Raw genomic sequence first — 20,049 nt, 5'->3', positions numbered from 1 at the left:
AATAAACCCTGTGATTCGATAATTAATTTTCAGAAGACAAATTTTTCACTTTATGGCAACTAACAAGAAAAAGCATTTAGAATGTACGTTGGAATCCCACAAAATCAGGAATAAACAAAAACTTCTCGATAAGCATCTTGAAAAGCGGGATGAAATTGTAACAGTACTTAAGGACAAATATGAAAGCGACCTGTATGATCCTTTTAACTCGGGTTCCTATGCAAAAATACTGCGGTGAATAAAAAGTTTGATTTTGATCTTATCGCCCCTTTCAAAAGAAATGCTTTTGACACCCTGGAAAAGATGTATACCGCCGTGTATGACTTTCTTTATGAGAAGTACAAAAATCTCGCCAACGTCAGAAAGCAGAAAGTTTCTGTAGGGATAGAATTTTATGCTGATGCTGATGGCGATGTTGTCAAAATCGATGTTGTACCCGGTAGGGAATTAAACAAGGATCAATATAAAAATGATAATAAGCTAAACTTGTATGTATATAGCCAATTCGGTAAGCTTGATGCTGGAAGTGACCGGTTGCAGAGTAATGTGAAGGCGCAAATACAAAACATCAAGGATAATGCAGATAAAACTTCACTAAGAGAAATCATCAGATTACTCAAAATTTGGAAGATTCACTTAGACAAGCGCTACAAATCATTTTTTATTGAGCTTATTACTATTAAAGCGTTCGACAAAAAGGATATTACTGGGGATTTATGGGAAAGACTAAAAGCTGTTTTGGAATACATAAGGGACAATGTAAAAGAGGTGTCTTTACCAGATCCGGGCAACAGTAATAATGATGTTGCGGACACCTTAACAGATTCCGACAAAAGCGAATTAAGTCAAGACATGAAATATATGGTTGAAAATATTGAAGCTAACAGTGACAGTATAAAATTGTACTTCATTCCTAATAGCGAATTTCCTTGTGAGGAAGAAAAGTCTTTAGATAACAGATACGGCGAAAAAGCTATAGGGATCTCTATACCTCCCCAAAACGATTCGGTTGAAATGGATTACAGAATAGCGACAATTGAAAAAGCGATTACGGAATTCACAAGTGCCCGTATTACCTCTCCTTTTCAAAAAAAAAAGGGGAGGTAATTTATGGCCGAATTTCGCTTTCTGAGCAATCCGTTACACTTTCGTTTGATGTCGAGATTTATCCGCAATACCCGTTCCAATTTCATGAATCTGAAACAATACGGTTTATCAACAAAGAACTACTGCCTTTCAATCATATAAATCGTGATGGTTCCGTTTGTGTTCACACCCTACACCATCCTGAATTGGCAGAAAAAATAGCTCTAGATCTGAATGGTTTGAAGCATTGGATAACTAAGTATTACATTAACCAGGAGATTGATGCTAACTACGAACACATAATTGTCAATCATAATGCCATAGATGGAGAAAACCGTATTTTCATTTTTACTGATGTCGACTATACATTTAAGCAGGGAATGTACGGTCAATTTAATTACTCGCTACTAAACGAAGGTACCTGGAGAAAAGAAATTTATTCCACGCTTATGGTTCAGAATTTCAAAATCAACCGTGATCAGGTAGCCTGCAAATGGAGCGAGATTTACCGACAGTTAGATACAAGTGAAGGCATTTTCTATTTCAATAACGTTCCTCCGGTCAAAAATAAACGCTTCACTGTGGAAAGTTTTCATGAGTTGGAAAACTTTTTCAGCCAGGAATTCCTGCGCTATATGGATGCCTATTCGAAAAAAATACAGTTTAGTGGATCTAATATATCTCATATCCCCTTATTAATCGGCTACCCAATTAATAAAACTGAAATTCATTGGCAGGCAATCCTGATCCCAATAAATGACTTTCCAAACTATGGACAAAAAATAGTTGGAACCAACGCCTGGATAAGCAGATTGAAAGAGCAGTCTGTTATCTGGGCACAAACCAGAAATTCTTCATATTCCTATTTTTTCGGCAGAGGAGCTTTCCACCCAAAGATTGCAAAAGCAAAGGTCCTTATTTTAGGTATTGGAGCCATAGGTAGTATGATATCCACAACCCTTGTCCGGGGTGGTGTAACAGACATTGTATTAGTGGATCATGATATAAAAGAACCCGAAAATATCTGCCGTTCGGAATATAGCTTTCTTCCAGGCCTTACATCTAAGGTAAATGAGCTCACAAATAGGTTAACTGCTATATCTCCTTTTGTAGAAATTAAAACTAGCGAAGCGCTTACCGATTTATTCAAGATCGCCGTAAATGACGATAACGCTGACTGGTTAAAGGCTATTAAGGAGCACCTTGATCAGTATGATCTTATTTTCGACTGTTCAACCGACAATGACATTGCGTTCCTGATAGGAAAACTTAATCTGAATTGTGAAGTATTTTCGTTATCAATAACGAACCATGCAAGGGAATTAATATGCGCAACCAAGCAGAATATATATATATGGATGCAGCAGATATTTCATCAACTTGAACAGGAATCAGAGGATTTGTATATCTCGACTGGATGCTGGAGCCCAACATTTAAGGCATCCTTCAATGACATTTCAGTTTTGGTTCAATTTGCGCTTCGTCATATCAACCAGTGTTTTATCCAAACGACCACTGTTAGAAATTTCTTCCTGTCTTGCTCTGAGGAAAATGAATTTACTATTAAACTGAGACAATTTTGAAATTCGTAAATAAAGAAACGGGGTTGCAATTGATCATTAGCGAAGAACTCGTTCTAAAAATTGCAGGCTACGGAATAAACAACTATCCAAAGGAGTTTGGAGGGTTGTTGTTAGGCAGATACACAAGTGATAACAAGGTAGTTATAGTTGAAGATATTATTTTGCCTCAAAAATATAAATCATCCAAATATTGCTTTGAACGTGGCTCTGAAGGTCTAAAGGAAATTCTTGAATTGAAATACAATGCCAGTCCAAGTCTGATATATGTAGGTGAGTGGCACACTCATCCAGATGGTCCGGCGGATCCGAGCAGAACTGACATCAAAGCTATGTCGGAACTTGCAAATGATAAGAATGTATTAATTACTAATCCTGTTCTTATGATTCTGGAGATCCGAAAAAAGGATTATAAAATGGCTTTGTATTTTTATTACACTAATAAGCTGCTCCAATATCATTTATCTGATAAAAGGAAGGAAACGATAATCCGAGAAGATAGTATTGACTTCCCAATAAAAATGGAATAAATTAATTACTTATGGCAATGCAATCATCGGCAAGAATAAAGGGGGATGACTACCAATTTTTATATACATGGTTACATGTCCTTGAATTAAAGAAGAAGAATACTAAGGTATCCAAGGTTCGAATAGAGGACCCAGATGCGACCCATGTAGATGATGTGACCGTCTTCTACAACGACGGAACCCCTCCTCACTACTATCAAGTTAAATACCATGTAGATCAGCGCAAAGCATATACATTGGAATTATTGCTAGAAAAGGGTAAGGGAAAGAGCTTACTAGAGAAGTTCTACAAAACTTACAAGAATTACCTTGCTGACAATCCCGGATTTGCTGCCAAGTTACACCTTGTCAGTAATTGGGGCATCGATCCGAAAGATAAAGTATTGTCTACTGTAGAAAACGAACATTCAAGACTGGGAGAAAATATTCGCTCTGCTTCGGCTGGTTCGGACATTGGTAGAGCATTACAGATGGTGAAGGATGATCTCAAAATTGATGATAAAGAATTGCACGATTTCCTTTTTGCTCTTTGTTTTTACACTGGACGAGATTGCACAGAAGAGTTCAAAGTTCGCGTTCAGGAAAAATGGAGTCTCTGGGATTAAAGTGTAGCGAGAATGATCTAACTATCGCGGTACAAATCGTAAGAGATTGGGTGAAAAAAAACACGTTGAAGTCGACTTAAAGGTCCTGGAAGAAGTCCTTAAAGAAAGAGACTTAGTTCATGTACCTGGACAGTTAACAGCAACTGTATATTTGGTGACAGTAAAGAAGCATCAGTTTGAGCTGCAACCGGATTACGTAATTGACCTTAGAAAGTTCTATGAAGACCAGGGAAATGTTAAGGGACATGAATTGCTGAATGGGTTTGATTATAATAAGACATTGCTTCCTAAAATTAGATCAATTCAAAAAAGGTCAATGATGAAACGCAGGCGACACTCATCAGGGCGAGAGGGTTTTCGAGACTGAGTCCGTGGTTTGCTTTCGGCCATGCTTTTTCCCAGGTGTCAGGGTACACCATTGAGGTAAATCAAAATGATCATTTGTGGAGAACTGATGAAAATGCTAGCCCTCATTTTAAGCTTATAAGTGAAAATGTCAAAGGAGAATCGATTGGTTCAAATACCGGAACGGTTGCTGTTGGGGTTAGCGTGACGGGATCTATAGAGGCTGATGTCAGGGAGTATATAGCAAAAGTAAGAGGCGTAGATGCGTTGTTGTTCCTGCGGCCTGAAAACGAGCTTGGGGTAAATTGCTTACAGTCTGGCGGTGATGTCGTGGCATTGTGCCAACAATTTAAAACTTTGACAAGGGAATTTGTTCGTGACAGGAAGGCAACAAAGCTCTTGCTTTTCTACTTTGGCCCTCTAAGTGGATCTTGCTTTATAGGCCATCAGCTGAATGCTATCTGTAAAGAGGTACAGATCATGGAGAAGCTATCAGGCGAAGGCTATATGGAATCATTTATTTTGTCATAAAGTAAGTAAGAAAAGTATTATACGAGGGAAAGTGCCCGAATAATCAAGCATATATCAATAATGACAGATTATCAGATTATCAAAGATGATCCTAGCGACTGGAAAATGCTGCAACATTTTACTTCGTCCATTTTGAGTGATTGTGGCTTTCAGGCGACCACAGAGAAAGTCATCGAAACAGTTCGTGGCGCTGTAGAAGTAGACGTATACGGAGAAAAAAAAGGACGCATATAATACAAAGATATTATGTGAATGCAAATATTGGAATTCCCATGTCCTCAAACAATAATTCATGCGTTCAGAACTATTGTGGAAGATAGCGGTGCCAACCAAGGGGTGATCATATCTAAGATTGGTTTCAAAAGGCGCTTATGAAGCAGTTAAAAATCAAACATTTCATTGTTTACCTGGAAGGAATTTCAAGATGCCTTTAAGATGAATTATCTTCAAAACATTATTGATCGAAATTATAAGAAAGGACATGAACTTAGATCAAAAGCTACCACTATAATAGAAATCTATGTTAAACATCCATTCGTATTAAGTGATGAAGAGTTTAATAACTTTCAGTTATCAAGGGAAGCGTATAACGACTTTCTTTTTATTCATTTAAAGAACATTATGAAAACCTAGAAACTCGGGAAATCACAATGGATGAAGTTAAAAGAGGAATAGGTTCAGCGATAAAGGATCTTAAAATTGAAGCACATTCATTAAAAGAATATTTCGACTTCATATATATTAAATGCATGCAAGAAATAGGAAAAATGAATTTAATGATGTCATTAATAGAAAACAGAATAAAAACGGAAAATATGAATAAGAAAACAAAATACGCACTTTATGCCGGTACAGCGGGAGGAGTCATAAATGGCATTCTTAATATTATTAAACAGAATAATGAAAACTCTTCTCTTCCTCTTGATTATAGTCAAGTATTAAAAGCAGTAGCGAAAGGTGCTGCTGCTTGTGGAGCTTGCGGCTTCATTATTGGCGCTTATGTTGATCACCAAAACAGCCTTGAAAAACCTCTTAATACCGATCTTAAGCTTGGTAATCTAGTAAAGAATTGCAGTTAAGGCACTACGATAAAAAATACCAAATGTTATGTGAAAAAGCTAACTGGATAATTTCGAAAATCAAGAAAGAGTTTGGCGACGACTTACAAGGAGAGCCATTCCGGTTTGGCTCTACGGAGGAGGGTACTGCCTTAAAAGAAAAGTACGATATAGATATTTCGGTATCCTTTAAACATGATGCCTTTGCAACCATTTTTGACATGTATGAAATTCTGGGAGATTTTTTAATGAACCTTGAGGGAAAATACGATGTGTTGCGTGTAAGAAAACAAACAGTTTCTATCGGTGTATTCTTTGATCTTGGATACGGCCGTGAAGGAAAGTTAGACATTGTTCCTATTAAAATTACTAACCGTAAGGGCAATAAAACATCGGGGTATTTGCATAAAAATTCATCGGATTTTTTTCCTATTCATTCCTATCAAAAAACTGATCCAATCATATTGAGTAAAGAAAAACTCTCTAAAACACAAAAGGAAATATTAATAGCACTAAAAAAATGGAAGAAAAATAAAAATGTGCCTATCAGTTCACACCTTTTGCAAAACTTTATTCAAGATGCCTACTATTGTAATTCTAACAGAATTCCCCATGGCCTGACCAAAAGATAATTATGGTATTGTCTCACATCAGAAATAATATAGACACAATTTATTTGACGAGTATTGAAAACACGAATAATGTACTTACAGACATTCCAGAAAATGATAAAATGGTTATAAAAAGTGCCTGTAATAAAGTAATTGAAGATTATCAATATCAGCCCAATTCGATAATTGAATATTTTTAAAGCGGGATCATTAACCTGGCTGTTTATGCTGACCGTCTGCAAAAATCTGGAACCTTTCTGTTAGTAATCCTTTCAAGGAATTGCGAAGGAAGGAAAATAACCGCCATTCCAACCAGGGTCTTGGGCTGGTATTCAACCGGCAGTTGATTGAACTAATGAAAGGAGCAATCGATATTAATTCTGAAGACCAATTATTCACAGGAACCGTTTGTATGCCACTTCCGTAATGATTACTCCAAACTGTAATCTAGTGTTTTGAGTATTCCTTAATATCCAAAACTATATAGGATCAATTTGTCCCACACGTTGTGGGACGATTATGTAAATGAAGTGGTTTATTGCAGTGAGCGGTTATGAACTCACTTACTCCCTCAAAATAAATACGTTAATAGGGCAGTTGTGGACAACACTACATCTTGCTGTGCGCATACCCGGTGCACTCAAAAGTTAGCTCGTTGCTTTAATGAACCAAGGTTTATTTCAAAAACCACCGGTATACCTTGGGTCACATCGGCAGTTAGCATTTTATTTCTTGTTAATGTTTGAGCGGATAGTCCGAAATTTGACGTTTTCTTTGATTATTCTCCTCCTATCTATTTGCAAATTTTTAAGGTAAATTCGACTGGATTTTTTTTTTTCATGCAGACCCCAAAAACGCCACAATGCTCCGAATGGGCATAAAGGGTCTACATCTGCTTTTTCCCAAGGTGAAGAATTACACTTTTCATCTACTAATTTTTTAATAGTATTTGTGCTACAAACAGGTTGTAGTTTACAGGGAATTTCACCTTTTAACAAAAGGTCATTAATTTGCCATATAGCCCAAAAGTGTATGGGTTCAATTTTTTGATTCGAAGTGTTTTAATTCTGCAGGAACACGCATCCAGCGTTCATTGTTGCCATTAATGACTTCAGGGTACCCTAACCTTTTAACGACATTTGACCAGATAATTCCTCCAAAATTATCTCGATACAAATCCAACATCAAGGAGATATTTTGGGTTTTTAATTCGTAAGCTGTTTCTAAGATGTGTATATACCAGCTTTTTGTTGGCTCATAATCAGATTGATCACCAAATAAGGATTTAATGATATTGATAACCGCGTCTTTTGATTTTTTGTAAGTTTCAAAAACACGCCATCCTGATTGATCTAAAAATCAATAGCAAAACCATATATGTCTTCTGCCTTTTAGGTTGAAATCCTGTATTCTCAATTTCTAATAAAATGAGATAAAAGTGCCAACCAGGATAGGGTGACATCAGCGAAATGTCAAGAGCTGCAAATAAGAACTCTGAATCGGCGGCTATTCTGGGACAAACAAATTCAGCCAACTGCTTACCTGCTATATAAGGAAACTCATTACTAACAAACCCACCATAAATTTTTCCCTCGATCATTTGCGCGAGTGATTCTTGAATTGCATCAACTCCAAACTCATATTCTCTTTTTCTCCCTTCATCGTTTTCCAATTGTAATAAAACTCTGGGGATCTTAATGCCATTTGTAATTTCCTCAATTAAAGGAATTGGTGGCAGGGACACATTTGTTACTTTATAAGTTCCATTGTCATGATCTACAGCATAACTACCAATTACTGGCCTTAATGCTTTAAAGTATTTTAATTGCTCATCAACAATGCCGTTTTTAATGGAATATCCAGGTCTTCTCCACCTTGTTGAATTGAAATTAAAATTTCACGGAACCTACTCAAAATGTTCCATGTATAGTTTAACCCAAATGTTGAGGTGATTTCTTGTAGAAAATGAGTGTATTCGTGAACATATACTGATAAATCTTCTGGGCGTAGTAGACTTAAATCAGACAAATCTAATGCTCCAGATATCTTAATTCGCCAATATGCTGGCCTATATGCACCTAATTGTATTCTTGCCATATTATTTAGGAATGTTGGAAAATGCTTTAGATGCGAAATGCAAGAAATGATTCTCATTAAAGAATAATGTCTTTGAACCGTTATCTATCCTTGTCTAAAAGGATTGAATCCTTCCACTTTATTCTGCTTTTGTATCATTTCTGTTTAAAACATATTTCATTCGTAATACCTTCATATCATCACTTACCTTCCTGTCCAGGATCTTCGCATAGTGCTGCGTCGTTTTCAAATTTTTATGCCCCAGCATCTTACTCACAGATTCCATCGGAACTCCATTGCTGAGCGTAACAGTAGTAGCGAAAGTATGCCGGGCAATATGAAAAGTAAGGTTCTTATGAATTTTGCATACATCCGCAATTTCCTTCAGGTAGGCATTCATTTTTTGATTACTCAACACCGGCAGGGCTTTGCCTGAATTTACACAGGCAGGGTAGTCCTTATACCTGTCCAATATTTCCACCGCTGTCGGCAAAAGAGGAATACGGGAGGCAGTCTCCGTTTTCTGCCGGCTGGTGAAGATCCAGTAGTCGCCATCGATTCCACGCGCAACCTCAGATCGCTTCAATTTCTGTACATCTGCATAAGCAAGCCCGGTAAAACAGCTAAACACAAAAATATCCCGTACATGATTTAGCCGGTCAGTTCCAAAATTTCTGCAAACAATAGTTTGTAATTCTTCTTCAGTCAAGAAATCTCTTTCCACCTCATGTTTCGTCATCTTAAAACCCACGAATGGATCTTTCTGCAGCCAGCCCTTGCGAATACAGATATTGATGATCTTCCGGAAATTGCTGATATACTTGATCGCGGTATTGTGATTACAGTTCCTTTGAGTTTTCAGCCAGAACTCATAATCAGCTACAAACTCGTAGTTCAGCCGTTTGATGTCAATGTCGTTAATTCCGTACTTCCATTGCAAAAATGCTTTCGTGTGATCTCTGGAAGTATTATACCGTTCCAGGGTAGCAGCGGAAAACTCTTTTCCGATCAAAGCAGCCAGTTGATCGTTGTGGTGCTGAAATATCTCAATCAGCATCCGGGGCCGTTCCTGGTTCCCCATCCATTTTTCCCGGAATGCTTCAATAGTTATTTCTTGTCCATCCTGCACCATTTCCCGCTCCAGCTTCAATACTTTCCCGGTAAGCGTGTCGAGATAGGTATTGAGCTGCCGCGCCTCCACGCTGTTACCCTTCGCGCGGCCCGCGGCCGCACTCCAACGCGCGACCTCAATATACCGTTGAATGCTTTGGTCAATTCTTTGACCATTTACTGTGATGCGGATATAAATAGGAGCCAATTTGTCCCTTGTCATTTTCGTCTTTCTGATATAATAAAGACTACTAATCCGGTGTTCCATCTTCCACCTCCTTTTTTGTGTTTTACGAATGATTAAAATCCGTCACTAAAAGTTCTATCGCTTCAAACCCTCACCAGTAGGGCGTTCCCGTTAAATTCGGTGTCCCAAATTTAACGGTTGGTTTGGGACACCGAATAGGACACCTATCCGGTTGATTTCGTTTGATGCGAATTGAGGTGGAAAATTTTAAAGGGCCCACAAAACCAGTGTTTTATGAGCCCTTTAATACATTTTGATAAGTTATCCGGCGGAGAGGGAGGGATTCGAACCCCGGTGCAGTTTCCCACACTCCGCATTTCGAGTGCGGCCCATTCAACCAGCTCTGGCACCTCTCCTATTGTTGCCTGTTTTAGCAGCCGGGGCGCGAAGATAGACAAAAAGTATATTTTTACATGATGGACACAGTAAATAGTATTAATAAGGCCGCCCGGAACAAAGCCAATTACCTGGCCGCTAAACAAGCTTTTAATGAAAGAGATATACCTGGGTGCCTTGCCTTTTATGCTACCGATCACATGGTGAAGTCCATGCCTGCCACCAAAGGAAGGCAGGTGATTCAGCAGTTTTTTGAAACCCTGCACAGCAGCTGGGGCAACTTGATGCTTACCGTTGAGCAAGCGGTGGCAGAAGACGATTGGGTTATGGGGCGAAGTGTGGCCACGGCCACACATAACCAAACTGTTATGGGGGTGGCTCCTACGGATAAACAGATCACTGCTACTTTTTGGGATCTGCATCTTTTTAATGAAGAAGGTTTGATTGTTGAGACCTGGAACCTGATCGACAATGCCGCCATCATGAAACAAATTGGCCTTTTGCCTTAATATGCGCTCTCTTCCGTTTCAACTACCCGAATGCCAGAAAAATAGAAGGGTTAGCCCCCTACCAGATGCCAATCAGCTTGTTAGTTAGTCATTGGCAAAAATTACCCTGGTGAGAACCGGCTAAAAATACAAATAATAGCAACAAAATCAAATGTTACAGGGGCGTGTAATTGCTGGATGCCCGCATCCGTAAAGCGAAATGCCTTATCTGTTAAGCAGCCCCGTTTTCAGGTGCCGCAGCATGGTAGTTTTGACTCTACAAATCAAAAAGCCGCACGCGGCTTCGCCCGCATGAGCCAGAATGGCGCCATCCCGCATAGTGTGTACAAAGAAATGAACATCGCCAGTGTCACCAAATGGCTTACGGCAGCCGGCGCCATGAGGCTACTGGACTACAAAAAGGATCAAACTGGAAGATTCTATTTATACATGGCTGCCGAAATCCTGGCCGCTGGGTAATAAAATAAAAACGGTCACTTTCCACCAGTTGTTAACCCATAAAAGCGGGCTCACTACCGAGGATATACGGTATGGCACTGATTACAATTCCTCAAAGACCTGCATTGCTGCCGGCGTGGTGAATGAAGCAAAGGGTTATAATTACAGTAACGTGAACTTCGCGCTTTTCCGTATTATGTTTTCCATCATCAATGTGATGTAGGCGCCTGCCTAATAGGGTGAACAGGCACAAAGAGGCAGCTTCTTTTCAGAGGCTGCCTCTTTGTAGGTAAGATTCTCTCCCTATTTTTGTTGCCATTTTTATAAAGCCTATGGCACAACATTCGTTCCTGGTACCAGGGATTGTTATTGACCATGCTCTCAAATCATCGGGACGTTGTATTGGTTCTCCCAGTATCTGTATACTGCCCGATGGGAGTTACCTGGCTTCGCACGACTATTTTGGAGAAAATAGTAATGAGCAGGTGGCTGGCATTGTCAGGATCTTTCGTTCGCAGGACAAAGGGGAAACCTGGTCACCGGTTGCTGAATTGAATGGTGCATTCTGGTCTAAACTCTTTACCCACCGAAGCAAGGTCTATCTGCTGGGCACCACCAAAGCGTTTGGCGACCTGGTTATCAGGCGCTCGGACGATGGTGGGTGTACCTGGACAACGCCGACTGATAGTCTGCACGGGCTATTGCGTACTGGCCGCTATCATTGTGCACCTACGCCGGTGATCGAACACGAGGGACAACTCTGGCGGGCGGTAGAAGATGCGGCGGACCCTGTTGGTGGAGGGAGTAAACGCTTTCAGGCCCTGGTGATGCATATACCGGTTGATGCTGATTTACTCAACGCCGCCAGCTGGCATTATACAAATTCACTCCCCTATGACCCTTCTTATCTCGAAGGGAAGTTTGGCGGCTGGCTGGAAGGCAATGTAGTAGTGGCGCCTGATGAATCTCTCAAAAATATCCTGCGGGCACATTTTGTGCAGAAAGGCAGTGAACGGGTTGCTATCATTGATCTATCGGCCGATGGCAGCCATGCCAGCTTCGATGCCACTACTGGTTTTATAGAATTCCCTGGAGGAGCCAAAAAGTTCAGCATCCGGTATGATCCGGTGTCGAAGCACTACTGGACCTTATCGAACTATGTGCCTGAGGAATACGAGGGTGATAACCAGGAACGCATACGCAATACGTTGGCGCTTTGCGGTTCTCCCGACCTTACCAACTGGACGGTACACCGTATTGTGCTGCAAAGTGCCAATACCGCGCATCATGGATTTCAATATGCCGATTGGCAGTTTGCTGGTAACGATATCATTGCGGTGGTACGTACGGCTTATGACGATGAAGAAGGCGGGGCCGACAACCAGCACAATGCGAATTACCTCACCTTTCAACGAATACCAAACTTCCGGATATAGTCAAACTTTTGGTCATTCAAATCCAATGTCGTTTAAGCTTAATACTCCTTTAAGGTGAGTCACGCTGCGGCCCGGCTGATGCAGCGCTGCAGCGTGGCCCACCTTTATAACAGCAAAAGTTTTCTTAAACGACATTGCATTCAAATTTCATAAGCAAGTTATGCCGAATGGCAAGCGGCATATTTATTTGTTCTGAGAACGGCCTCTATCAGATAACTGTTCCTGGAAGGAGGTCCACAGACCTATTGGAATATCACCAACCTGAATTAAGACCTTTGGTCATTCATGATGATGACCCGCAGGTGATTGAGCGACCGTTGCCGGCAAGCACCAGGCGGGATTAATTTTGCAAAGCTGTTCAAGGAGGTCTTTGTATTCAGCTCTTACTGATTCTGCTTCTACCTGTCCAAGAAACTGGATATTGTATCCATGCGGTCCATGCAGGATTAAAAGGGATATTTGGCGCCGGGCGCCGGTTGACTACCACCCACTTCATCGTTGGTTACGTTGGGTGCATAGTACATAACATGGGGTACGCTGGCGGTAACAACATTGTCATCGGCGTCGGGATTGGTGTAGGTCCTGAGTATGGGCGACAACATATAGGATATGCCGGCTCGTTCCGGCGCTTTATAATATTTCTTTTGAACCGGTCCTGGATCGTCTTTTTATGGCATCGGGAGCTTGTCCTTCGGCCTGCATCCTGGCAATGTCGAAAAATACAGGCATAATGTTTTTGGCGCCTGCAGCATCGAAGGCAATGGGGTACAGGATATCATCCCGGTAATCTTTTATTGCCCAGGACCCTCTCATGGCATCGTCGCCGTTGCGACTAACAAAACAGTGAAAACCACTGGTGCCTTTACGGGCAATTTCAAAACCCTTGTTGACATTTAATACATACACGGTAGCACTATCCCGGAGATGCGGGGAAGGGCACTGAGGGCCAGGCGGATCTCTGCCTCTTTGGGTAGGGCCTCAATTTTATGGTAACTACCAGACGGTTTATTGTTTTGGGCACTGGCAGTAAGGAATAATAACAAACTTGCGAGCAAGGCCATTGCCCTTGTTGAATGGTGGCGTGTCATAATAGTCTATTTTTTGTTTGGCTATAATGACGCAAAGCTACAGTCTGATGCACCGGTAAAGGGGGGCATCTGGACATTATGGTGGGGTGATTTGGCCGGATGTCTATCCTGTCGTCTAATCCAGTATGCAGGGTAAAATAATGTTCCTGACCATCTTGCCATTATCCATTTGCATGATCATGACCAGGATGGCGGTTTTGCCATTGCTGTCCATTTTACCGATCATGACGCTATAATTGGATACGCTATAGTTTTTCAGGTCGGCGGGTTTTTGCGAGTCGACGGCGCCATTCGCTTCAAATTTGTACAGGTGTCCGGATAGGGAGCTTTTAAAGGGATTGTTAGTCGCTGGCATTTGCCGGAACTTGTCGTAAGGGATGTCCTGGCCCCTGAAGACTGCTGTATTCTTTTGCAGGTCGATGTGTAATGAGTCCAGGGCTTTTAGCCTGCCCTGGCCTTTAAAGGAGATCAGGTGGTTGGTATGTGTCAACTCCAGTGTGTCTTGTGCGGTGATGGCGCTGTTCATGGTGGGCTTTTCGCCACTCATGGCCAGGTATTCTTCAAATTCTTCTTTGGTGAGGCCAAACTTGTTATAATACGCATTCATATCTGTTACCAGTGCCAGGCTATCCTTAAACCACTGCATATTCTTTTGCATGGCTTTCATCACTTTTGCCAGCAGTTCATTTTGCCTGGGCGTCTGGGTGGGTGGACTCATGCTGATGATACTGGCCGTATGTTTTCCTGGTTTTAGGAGGGTTGGAAGGTCTTTGTCGGCAGTTTGGGCGTAGCCGGCTGTGAGGGTCAAGAGGCTGATGAGAAGGGTTAGGTATTGGGTCATGTAGGGCTTTTTAGAGGAGGGGCAAGATACTTGAATATCTCCAAAGAAATTCTGTTACGTCTCTGTTTGTTCAATATTCTATTGGAAGTTGATGATCTTTGGAACCATATTATTGATCAATTCGCTGGCGGTAAACCAACAAATAGCTGCTATTCCTATTGCAATAGAGCTGTGAAATAGACTTACAGGAATACTGGGTGACTGAAGTTGCCCAGCAAAAAGGATGCGTACATTTAGATAAATCAGGCCAATAAAAATAAGGCAGAAGAACAAGATGATCAAAAGGTGCGGGCGAAAAACTGGTAAGATGCCTTTCCGAGAGCAAAGTCTCCTTCACTGAAAAACCTGACAGTTTGGAACAATCCGGATACATTCGTCGTCGATAATGAAACTACTCCTAATAGAATGATGGCGACGAGTAATGACTCTGAATATTCCATGCCACTGTATGGTCGTTTCAATAGTTTAATGCCCCGCAAAAGGATCAAGGAGAAGTAGACAAGCAGATAGGTCTGAACAATAATCAGTAGAAATGAGAGCCCAAGGTGAGGGGGAAATAATGATTGCATATGGTGACTATTTTTGAATTAATGCTATGTTCCAATGGTATAAGTTCGAGATAGACTCCGGAATCTTTCCCGGACCAAATCCTGCTGCTGTTGTTTCCCATAAATAATAAGTATTTCCATTGATCTGTGCTGCCACATCTTTGTCAGATGCAGCCTGATCAAGGGATACAGCTATCAATGCGTGTTTGTAATAATTGCTTGTCATCAGCGCAACGTTATAATTTAATCTGCCTAGCAGGGCATATAATAGTAATGCCCTGGTATCGCAGTCTCCTTTCAGGTCGGCCATGAATTCAAGAGGCGATTGCACCCCAAATTTTGAATACCCTTTACAACAGTCTGTTTCACAATTAGCCAACATTTGATTAACATAGTCATCAGAATAATTGGTAGTGCAGGACCTGTCTACGACCAGTGCATATGGAATGGACTGAATACAGGACACGATCATAGAAGCGGTTTGCTGTTTATTTAATGCCTTCGATCTAGCCAGGGAGTCGAAAGCTGCTGCAATTGGCTCCAGGTAGGTCTGGTCTGTATTCAGCATCGAACGGTATACTGCTCCCATACCTTCCAATGCATATTCTTGTTCTTTCATTTGGTTATGAGCTGCAGTTGACCGATGGATTGCCGACAATGGGATTGATACGCTTATTTCATATTGTGAGCTATCCAGGTCCTGCCAATGAAAGGTATGGGTTATCAGGGAGTCTGTTTGTTTATCCTGGTTAAGGACAGCCGTTTTGGTTGAGCTTATACTTCCGGTTTTCGCCTGCTTCCGGTATTTTCGATCAGGTTTAAGGGAATACGATCTTATAGCCAGCACGACAATAGTGCCCATTAATAGAAAACTTATAATTGGTATGATCCTTCGAAACCCAGCAGCTATCCAGCTGATCAGGGATATTAATAGCATCCACCCTACGATGATCAGTAAGACAAAAACAGTGGTGGCCAGATCGCAATTAGTACGATCAGTATTATAAGCCAAGCAAGCCATGATAGGTCGGAATGGGTGGAGGAAGCGGTTGATTGGCTTTTTGATTGATACCCTGGCTTTCTTTTCCACTCTGTCCACATGGTTCTACCGGCAGGGGCATAAAATTGCTGCCTTAGAAAAACGTTGCCAGATTCGACCTTGGTCTCAACCTGACCGGTAGCGCCTGCTTTTTCAGTATATTCCTCCGTTAATGTTTCATCATATTGGTACAAGACATAGGCAAATAGCTGTCCCTCTAAAGTGCCAAAGCTGGATTCCTCATGTTTGGTAATATCTTTCAGGATCGGATCCTTAACGCGCATGTCATACAGGTCAAGGTCGAAATATTCAGTTTGATCACCTGTCTGCACCCGGCAACTAATAGGTAGCTTTAGTGGCGTTGCAAATAGATCTGTCGCTGCATATCCGGATTGATAGGCTGCAGGAGGGGCGTTTTTATAAATATTAGATGAGGTAAGGGTGGCCAGTACTTCCGTAGGATAAATGGTAAATTGTTGCTCCCATTTCCAACCGTAAGAATTAGCCAGTTCGGGTTCTCCCTGGAATTTCACCTCAATGGTGCCACACACGTAAACTCTTTTTTCCCTTGTTACTGTGTAGGTCCTGGTTTTTGTTTTCGTGACTGGTTCATGTGCGAAAGCATGCCCGGCGTTTTTAGCATGATTGGCCTTTGGGGCCTGCGACTTCTTTTCTTCCCTGTAGCTATCGTAGATCTGACGCGTGATCTCATTGCATAACACCTTGTAAGCTTCATTGATCTCCTTAAATTTTTCTTCTGCCGATGGGTCATCGGGATTCTTATCGGGGTGGCATTTATGGGCCAACTGGCGATAGGCGGCCCGCAGTTGTTCTGTTGTCGCTTTTTCGCCCACGCCAAGTATTGTGTAATAGTCCTTTGTATAGTTCATAACCCTTCAGTAGGTTAATCCATTTCAAGGTATTTTTGCAGGAACGCTGAGTTGGTGGCCTTGATTATTGGTTGTTTACGTTTCGTATTAAATGGAGGATCTTCGAATCTGCAGAATACTTCCACCTTTGAATTGAACAGGATCTTATACCACATCAGGAAATAGCTATACGCATTCAGCACCAGGCTCTTCTCTTGTGCCTTTTTAACTGGTAGTAATCATTTTGGCTGGATATCGAAAAATAAGGTATCCTGGCAGCAGAAACAAGATAACAATTAATAAAGTCAGCAACCAGGCCACCGGATAGTCGCGATTTACTGTCGAGACCTGATAAAGAAAAAAGCTGTTCTCTTCAATAGCTTGTTGTGCAGTAGTTTTAAAAATGGTGGCTTTACTTTGCCTTTCCTGAATGGCTGCTACTTTCTTAGCGATATCGTTATCATAAATTGGGGTGCCAAAATTTTCCTTTTGCTCACTGTAGTATTTGAGGCTGACTTGTAAGCGCGCAATCTCATCCATGGTCAGGTTGTCAATTTTCTTGATATGGGTGGCCAATAGTTGCTGTTTGTATTTTCCGACTTTGGGTGATAACCTGTCAGCGAATAATAAAATCATCAGTGGTTGTGCAACCTGCAATCCCATAAAGGCAATGAATCCGACGCGAATTAGGTTAGATGCATTAAACAGCGCGGCACCAGCCCTGTTTTCTTTGGCAAATGTATTAAGTAGAAATACATAGATGCATACAAATAACAGGCAAAAGAAAGTAGCCAGGATAACCTCTACCACAACTGAATGAAACAGTAATTTAATGGCATAAAAATGCTCACTCCCGTAATTAAAAGTATTGTGACGATCAATAAGGAGGATATATAAAATCGCTTAAGTACTCCTCCATCACGCATGAGCCCATATTCCCCTCCAAGGAAGCCTATAAAGCTTTTGGGTGATACCATCCAGGATGTATGCGGATCTTGTCTCATATTGATGTGCCATTATTCTGTAACTGATTTTCATTTACAAACTGATCAGGGTTTTCGCGGATATGTTCTTTCTTTTTCTCCTTCCATTGTTCTAGTGCGGTATCACTCAACTGGCTTTGGGTTTCAAGTAGCTTGATTTTTTCTTTTAATAACCGGATTACCTGGTGATGTACAATCTTATCTCGTTCGTGACCTTCCTTGTCCTGGTAATAATTGTATTGAATTTCTATACCATTGTCGGCCTTGATGAGCTCCTTGATATTTTCCTCCATATAATCATAGGGGCTTTTGATGAGCATGAGCTTAAAAATATCGGCGTCAATTCAATAGCCATGAATAATAGGGTGATAAAAAGGGATATTAATGTGCCGGATATTTCGTGTGATATTTTGATCCGTTCGAGTAGCCCATCCAGGCCGGCCGCATATTTCTCGCTTTGTGTTAAAGCCATTTCCCGCCTTTTTTTCAATATCATCTTTTTCCTGTTTCACCCTTACGTACTCAGGATGTTTTTCCAGGTCTAGGATCTCCTGCTTCAATGCATCCAGTTGTGTCTTAATGGCCGCAGCCCGGGGCCAGGTGCAATATTTCGAACCTCCTCAACGTATTGCGTTTCTAGTTCTTTGTATCGGGACCGCTTGGAGGCCAACTCGGTTTCAGTCTTGGCAATTTCATGGTCTTTCTTAAGGAGTTCGCTATTGAAAATTGAATCAGTCTTTGCTTTATAAGCTTGCTGTTGCTCTATTTGTTTCTCATGAAGTTTGATATCAATTTCGGTCTTGAACATCCTGATCTCAACTGGTTTGGATATGGTCAATGCTATGATGGCACCCATAAAAAGCCTCGGGAGGGCTCCTTTGAATTCCTTCCAGGTAATTTCTTCTGTACCATCTCCTTTGCCTGTACTAGAGATAATGAACCGGTCGATGTTGAAAATGATCAACCCCAGATGATACCAAATATGACCGATTTTACCATGGTGGCCGGATCAATCGAGTCATAACTTCCTCCAATATCGGCAGCTGTTTTAAATGAATTGATCGCATTACCCCTAGGCTCAAAAATGGTATAAAAGGCGTACCCACCTGCGAGGCCGGCCATAAGTCCGGTTGCAATAATGATCCCTCCCAGGCAAAGGTATTTTACCTGGTCGCCGTAGGTGCTTCTTTCAAGTATGTATCTATCGGCGCCTGCAGCTTTCCAGAATAAGCGCATGATCGCGGAAGGTCTCGGGCTTTGATAAAAATCACGGGACATAATTGAAGAGTTGTGGGTGATTGATAGATATATTTATGCAGGTTGTTATGTTAGGTGCCTGTATCTGAGGCATTAAATTGACTAATGAATGATCTTTAAGCCTAAAAGCGGGTTGTATAGTAGTTACTGTAAAAGGCGCTGCCAGTAAATGTTGGTTAAAGAAATGGAGTGTTTCTTTATCAACCGTTACCCGTTTAAGTGGCAGTGATATGGTGGTGACGCGCCATAGGTTATTGATCCGTATATCGACCGAGTCTGTTCCCATGGGCAGTTTGCAGATGGCAGCGCCACAAGCATTTCGGTAATAAGCTTTTCCTGGTTTGACCCGGATTTTGGTCGCATGATTAATCTCCCAACTTAAGAGTAGTAACAGGTTGTTTTCCAGAACAATGTCAATAAAGTCCAATCGACGAAACCGGGGCCGACGGAGGTCGAAGAGAAGGGTTGTTTTCTTTAATAGCCTAAGGAATGTTTTCACTCGTTTATATGTTTAGAGGGTAACCCTTTATAGAGGTTTTAACTTCTAAATGAGATCTCTGTGGAGTTGGTTGGGGAAGTTAGAGAGATAATCTCCTGAGTCTGATTGGAAAACAGGCTGTGTTATTTTGCACGCTTGCAGTGCATTTTGTCGAAGTCTGCCTGAAAGATAATAATATTTGTGTATTTAAAGTACTTGCCAAATAAATTGATTTCATACATGGGGTCTAATTTTATAAGTGATCAAGAGGTCTGGTCCTTCATGCCCGAAACCGGTCAAATCGAGGGTTGGACTATTGGTAAATGAAGTGAACGATGTGGCAGGGTATAATAAATTACTTAGTCTTCCCATCTGCAAAGTGTCTTATGCCTACGTATTGCCTCCTCTTTCGATATGGCAACGACAGCGTGCTTACAGTTGGTCAGGC

Annotated in this window: 26 protein-coding genes and 1 tRNA gene; 14 read left to right on the top strand and 13 right to left on the bottom strand. The window is 41.2% G+C overall.

Annotated features, from left to right (window positions below):
- Positions 1-88: 88 nt before the first annotated feature.
- From RS881_RS24535 to RS881_RS24490, 10 genes are all read left to right on the top strand, one after another.
- Positions 89-238 (top strand): hypothetical protein, encoded by a 150-nt coding sequence (locus tag RS881_RS24535; protein WP_315823501.1) that lies wholly within the window; start codon positions 89-91, stop codon positions 236-238.
- On the top strand, positions 235-1,107 hold the full coding sequence (locus RS881_RS24530) for a hypothetical protein (RefSeq protein WP_315823500.1): 873 nt from the start codon (positions 235-237) through the stop codon (positions 1,105-1,107). The genes RS881_RS24535 and RS881_RS24530 overlap by 4 nt, the downstream gene beginning before the upstream one ends.
- 185 nt (positions 1,108-1,292) lie before the next feature.
- Positions 1,293-2,669 carry a ThiF family adenylyltransferase gene (locus RS881_RS24525; RefSeq protein WP_315823499.1) on the top strand — a complete coding sequence of 459 codons (1,377 nt, stop codon included), beginning with the start codon at positions 1,293-1,295 and terminating at the stop codon, positions 2,667-2,669.
- Entirely contained in the window at positions 2,666-3,196 is a 531-nt protein-coding gene (locus tag RS881_RS24520; RefSeq protein ID WP_315823498.1) for a M67 family metallopeptidase, read from the top strand. Before RS881_RS24525 ends, RS881_RS24520 begins: the two co-directional genes overlap by 4 nt.
- Before the next feature lie 11 nt (positions 3,197-3,207).
- Positions 3,208-3,801 carry a dsDNA nuclease domain-containing protein gene (locus tag RS881_RS24515; RefSeq protein ID WP_315823497.1) on the top strand — a complete coding sequence of 198 codons (594 nt, stop codon included), beginning with the start codon at positions 3,208-3,210 and terminating at the stop codon, positions 3,799-3,801.
- Positions 3,802-3,847: 46 nt separating this feature from the next.
- A complete protein-coding gene (locus tag RS881_RS24510) occupies positions 3,848-4,168 on the top strand; it encodes a hypothetical protein (protein WP_315823496.1) in 321 nt (106 codons plus the stop codon).
- Complete coding sequence (locus RS881_RS24505; protein ID WP_315824600.1) at positions 4,099-4,677, top strand: SAVED domain-containing protein; 579 nt, start codon at positions 4,099-4,101, stop codon at positions 4,675-4,677. Before RS881_RS24510 ends, RS881_RS24505 begins: the two co-directional genes overlap by 70 nt.
- 60 nt (positions 4,678-4,737) lie before the next feature.
- On the top strand, positions 4,738-4,911 hold the full coding sequence (locus RS881_RS24500; RefSeq protein ID WP_315823495.1) for a histone H3 family protein: 174 nt from the start codon (positions 4,738-4,740) through the stop codon (positions 4,909-4,911).
- A gap of 416 nt (positions 4,912-5,327) precedes the next feature.
- Positions 5,328-5,756, top strand: coding sequence for a hypothetical protein (locus RS881_RS24495; RefSeq protein ID WP_315823494.1), 429 nt, complete (start codon positions 5,328-5,330; stop codon positions 5,754-5,756).
- Between the two features lie 23 nt (positions 5,757-5,779).
- Positions 5,780-6,367: a nucleotidyltransferase domain-containing protein gene (locus tag RS881_RS24490; protein ID WP_315823493.1), complete on the top strand. Its 588-nt coding sequence runs from the start codon at positions 5,780-5,782 to the stop codon at positions 6,365-6,367.
- A gap of 1,306 nt (positions 6,368-7,673) precedes the next feature.
- On the opposite strand, the gene RS881_RS24485 is transcribed toward RS881_RS24490, so the two are convergent.
- The 4 genes from RS881_RS24485 to RS881_RS24470 all read right to left on the bottom strand — a co-directional run bounded on the left by RS881_RS24485 (position 7,674) and on the right by RS881_RS24470 (position 10,135).
- A complete protein-coding gene (locus tag RS881_RS24485) occupies positions 7,674-8,090 on the bottom strand; it encodes a hypothetical protein (RefSeq protein WP_315823492.1) in 417 nt (138 codons plus the stop codon).
- A gap of 77 nt (positions 8,091-8,167) precedes the next feature.
- Positions 8,168-8,443, bottom strand: coding sequence for a hypothetical protein (locus RS881_RS24480; RefSeq protein WP_315823491.1), 276 nt, complete (start codon positions 8,441-8,443; stop codon positions 8,168-8,170).
- 118 nt (positions 8,444-8,561) lie between these two features.
- On the bottom strand, positions 8,562-9,800 hold the full coding sequence (locus tag RS881_RS24475) for a site-specific integrase (protein WP_315823490.1): 1,239 nt from the start codon (positions 9,798-9,800) through the stop codon (positions 8,562-8,564).
- Positions 9,801-10,048: 248 nt separating this feature from the next.
- Positions 10,049-10,135: transfer RNA gene (locus RS881_RS24470), tRNA-Ser, on the bottom strand.
- Positions 10,136-10,192: 57 nt separating this feature from the next.
- Here RS881_RS24470 and RS881_RS24465 point away from each other — a divergent pair.
- From RS881_RS24465 to RS881_RS24450, 4 genes are all read left to right on the top strand, one after another.
- On the top strand, positions 10,193-10,624 hold the full coding sequence (locus tag RS881_RS24465; RefSeq protein ID WP_315823489.1) for an ester cyclase: 432 nt from the start codon (positions 10,193-10,195) through the stop codon (positions 10,622-10,624).
- Positions 10,625-10,801: 177 nt separating this feature from the next.
- Entirely contained in the window at positions 10,802-11,083 is a 282-nt protein-coding gene (locus RS881_RS24460; protein ID WP_315823488.1) for a hypothetical protein, read from the top strand.
- A 28-nt stretch (positions 11,084-11,111) separates the two neighbouring features.
- The gene (locus tag RS881_RS24455) at positions 11,112-11,285 is read left to right on the top strand and encodes a hypothetical protein (protein ID WP_315823487.1); all 174 of its coding nucleotides are present in this window, start codon (positions 11,112-11,114) and stop codon (positions 11,283-11,285) included.
- Positions 11,286-11,394: 109 nt separating this feature from the next.
- A complete protein-coding gene (locus RS881_RS24450) occupies positions 11,395-12,498 on the top strand; it encodes a sialidase family protein (protein ID WP_315823486.1) in 1,104 nt (367 codons plus the stop codon).
- Between the two features lie 446 nt (positions 12,499-12,944).
- Here RS881_RS24450 and RS881_RS24445 read toward each other — a convergent pair whose 3' ends face one another.
- The 9 genes from RS881_RS24445 to RS881_RS59955 form a co-directional block, all read right to left on the bottom strand.
- A complete protein-coding gene (locus tag RS881_RS24445) occupies positions 12,945-13,100 on the bottom strand; it encodes a hypothetical protein (protein WP_315823485.1) in 156 nt (51 codons plus the stop codon).
- A gap of 28 nt (positions 13,101-13,128) precedes the next feature.
- Positions 13,129-13,404 (bottom strand): hypothetical protein, encoded by a 276-nt coding sequence (locus RS881_RS24440; RefSeq protein WP_315823484.1) that lies wholly within the window; start codon positions 13,402-13,404, stop codon positions 13,129-13,131.
- Between the two features lie 297 nt (positions 13,405-13,701).
- Positions 13,702-14,427, bottom strand: a complete 726-nt coding sequence (locus tag RS881_RS24435; RefSeq protein WP_315823483.1) for a hypothetical protein — start codon at positions 14,425-14,427, stop codon at positions 13,702-13,704.
- A 576-nt stretch (positions 14,428-15,003) separates the two neighbouring features.
- Entirely contained in the window at positions 15,004-15,594 is a 591-nt protein-coding gene (locus RS881_RS24430; protein ID WP_315823482.1) for a hypothetical protein, read from the bottom strand.
- A gap of 332 nt (positions 15,595-15,926) precedes the next feature.
- Complete coding sequence (locus tag RS881_RS24425) at positions 15,927-16,904, bottom strand: J domain-containing protein (protein WP_315823481.1); 978 nt, start codon at positions 16,902-16,904, stop codon at positions 15,927-15,929.
- A gap of 204 nt (positions 16,905-17,108) precedes the next feature.
- A complete protein-coding gene (locus RS881_RS24420) occupies positions 17,109-17,693 on the bottom strand; it encodes a hypothetical protein (RefSeq protein ID WP_315823480.1) in 585 nt (194 codons plus the stop codon).
- Between the two features lie 190 nt (positions 17,694-17,883).
- Positions 17,884-18,186 (bottom strand): hypothetical protein, encoded by a 303-nt coding sequence (locus RS881_RS24415; RefSeq protein WP_315825063.1) that lies wholly within the window; start codon positions 18,184-18,186, stop codon positions 17,884-17,886.
- A gap of 236 nt (positions 18,187-18,422) precedes the next feature.
- Positions 18,423-18,830: a DUF4407 domain-containing protein gene (locus RS881_RS61700; RefSeq protein ID WP_425476366.1), complete on the bottom strand. Its 408-nt coding sequence runs from the start codon at positions 18,828-18,830 to the stop codon at positions 18,423-18,425.
- Positions 18,827-19,144, bottom strand: coding sequence for a DUF4407 domain-containing protein (locus RS881_RS59955; protein WP_350340174.1), 318 nt, complete (start codon positions 19,142-19,144; stop codon positions 18,827-18,829). Before RS881_RS59955 ends, RS881_RS61700 begins: the two co-directional genes overlap by 4 nt.
- Between the last annotated feature and the right edge of the window lie 905 nt (positions 19,145-20,049).

It is taken from the genome of Paraflavitalea speifideaquila (genome assembly GCF_032395985.1).
Lineage (GTDB): Bacteria > Bacteroidota > Bacteroidia > Chitinophagales > Chitinophagaceae > Paraflavitalea > Paraflavitalea speifideaquila.
The sequence above is the reverse complement of the archived record's forward strand: the minus strand, read 5'-3'. Positions and strand labels throughout refer to the sequence as shown.

What these genes read in the sequence shown, in the direction of transcription:
- RS881_RS24465 (WP_315823489.1), top strand. Translation starts at nt 10,193, where the DNA reads ATGATGGACACAGTAAATAGTATTAATAAGGCCGCCCGGAACAAAGCC.
- RS881_RS24490 (WP_315823493.1), top strand. Translation starts at nt 5,780, where the DNA reads ATGTTATGTGAAAAAGCTAACTGGATAATTTCGAAAATCAAGAAAGAG.
- RS881_RS24475 (WP_315823490.1), bottom strand. Translation starts at nt 9,800, where the DNA reads ATGGAACACCGGATTAGTAGTCTTTATTATATCAGAAAGACGAAAATG.
- RS881_RS24435 (WP_315823483.1), bottom strand. Translation starts at nt 14,427, where the DNA reads ATGACCCAATACCTAACCCTTCTCATCAGCCTCTTGACCCTCACAGCC.
- RS881_RS59955 (WP_350340174.1), bottom strand. Translation starts at nt 19,144, where the DNA reads ATGTCCCGTGATTTTTATCAAAGCCCGAGACCTTCCGCGATCATGCGC.
- RS881_RS24430 (WP_315823482.1), bottom strand. Translation starts at nt 15,594, where the DNA reads ATGAAAGAACAAGAATATGCATTGGAAGGTATGGGAGCAGTATACCGT.
- RS881_RS24415 (WP_315825063.1), bottom strand. Translation starts at nt 18,186, where the DNA reads ATGCTCATCAAAAGCCCCTATGATTATATGGAGGAAAATATCAAGGAG.
- RS881_RS24425 (WP_315823481.1), bottom strand. Translation starts at nt 16,904, where the DNA reads ATGAACTATACAAAGGACTATTACACAATACTTGGCGTGGGCGAAAAA.
- RS881_RS24500 (WP_315823495.1), top strand. Translation starts at nt 4,738, where the DNA reads ATGACAGATTATCAGATTATCAAAGATGATCCTAGCGACTGGAAAATG.
- RS881_RS24445 (WP_315823485.1), bottom strand. Translation starts at nt 13,100, where the DNA reads ATGTTGTCGCCCATACTCAGGACCTACACCAATCCCGACGCCGATGAC.
- RS881_RS24495 (WP_315823494.1), top strand. Translation starts at nt 5,328, where the DNA reads ATGGATGAAGTTAAAAGAGGAATAGGTTCAGCGATAAAGGATCTTAAA.
- RS881_RS24460 (WP_315823488.1), top strand. Translation starts at nt 10,802, where the DNA reads ATGCCCGCATCCGTAAAGCGAAATGCCTTATCTGTTAAGCAGCCCCGT.
- RS881_RS24450 (WP_315823486.1), top strand. Translation starts at nt 11,395, where the DNA reads ATGGCACAACATTCGTTCCTGGTACCAGGGATTGTTATTGACCATGCT.
- RS881_RS24515 (WP_315823497.1), top strand. Translation starts at nt 3,208, where the DNA reads ATGGCAATGCAATCATCGGCAAGAATAAAGGGGGATGACTACCAATTT.
- RS881_RS24480 (WP_315823491.1), bottom strand. Translation starts at nt 8,443, where the DNA reads ATGGCAAGAATACAATTAGGTGCATATAGGCCAGCATATTGGCGAATT.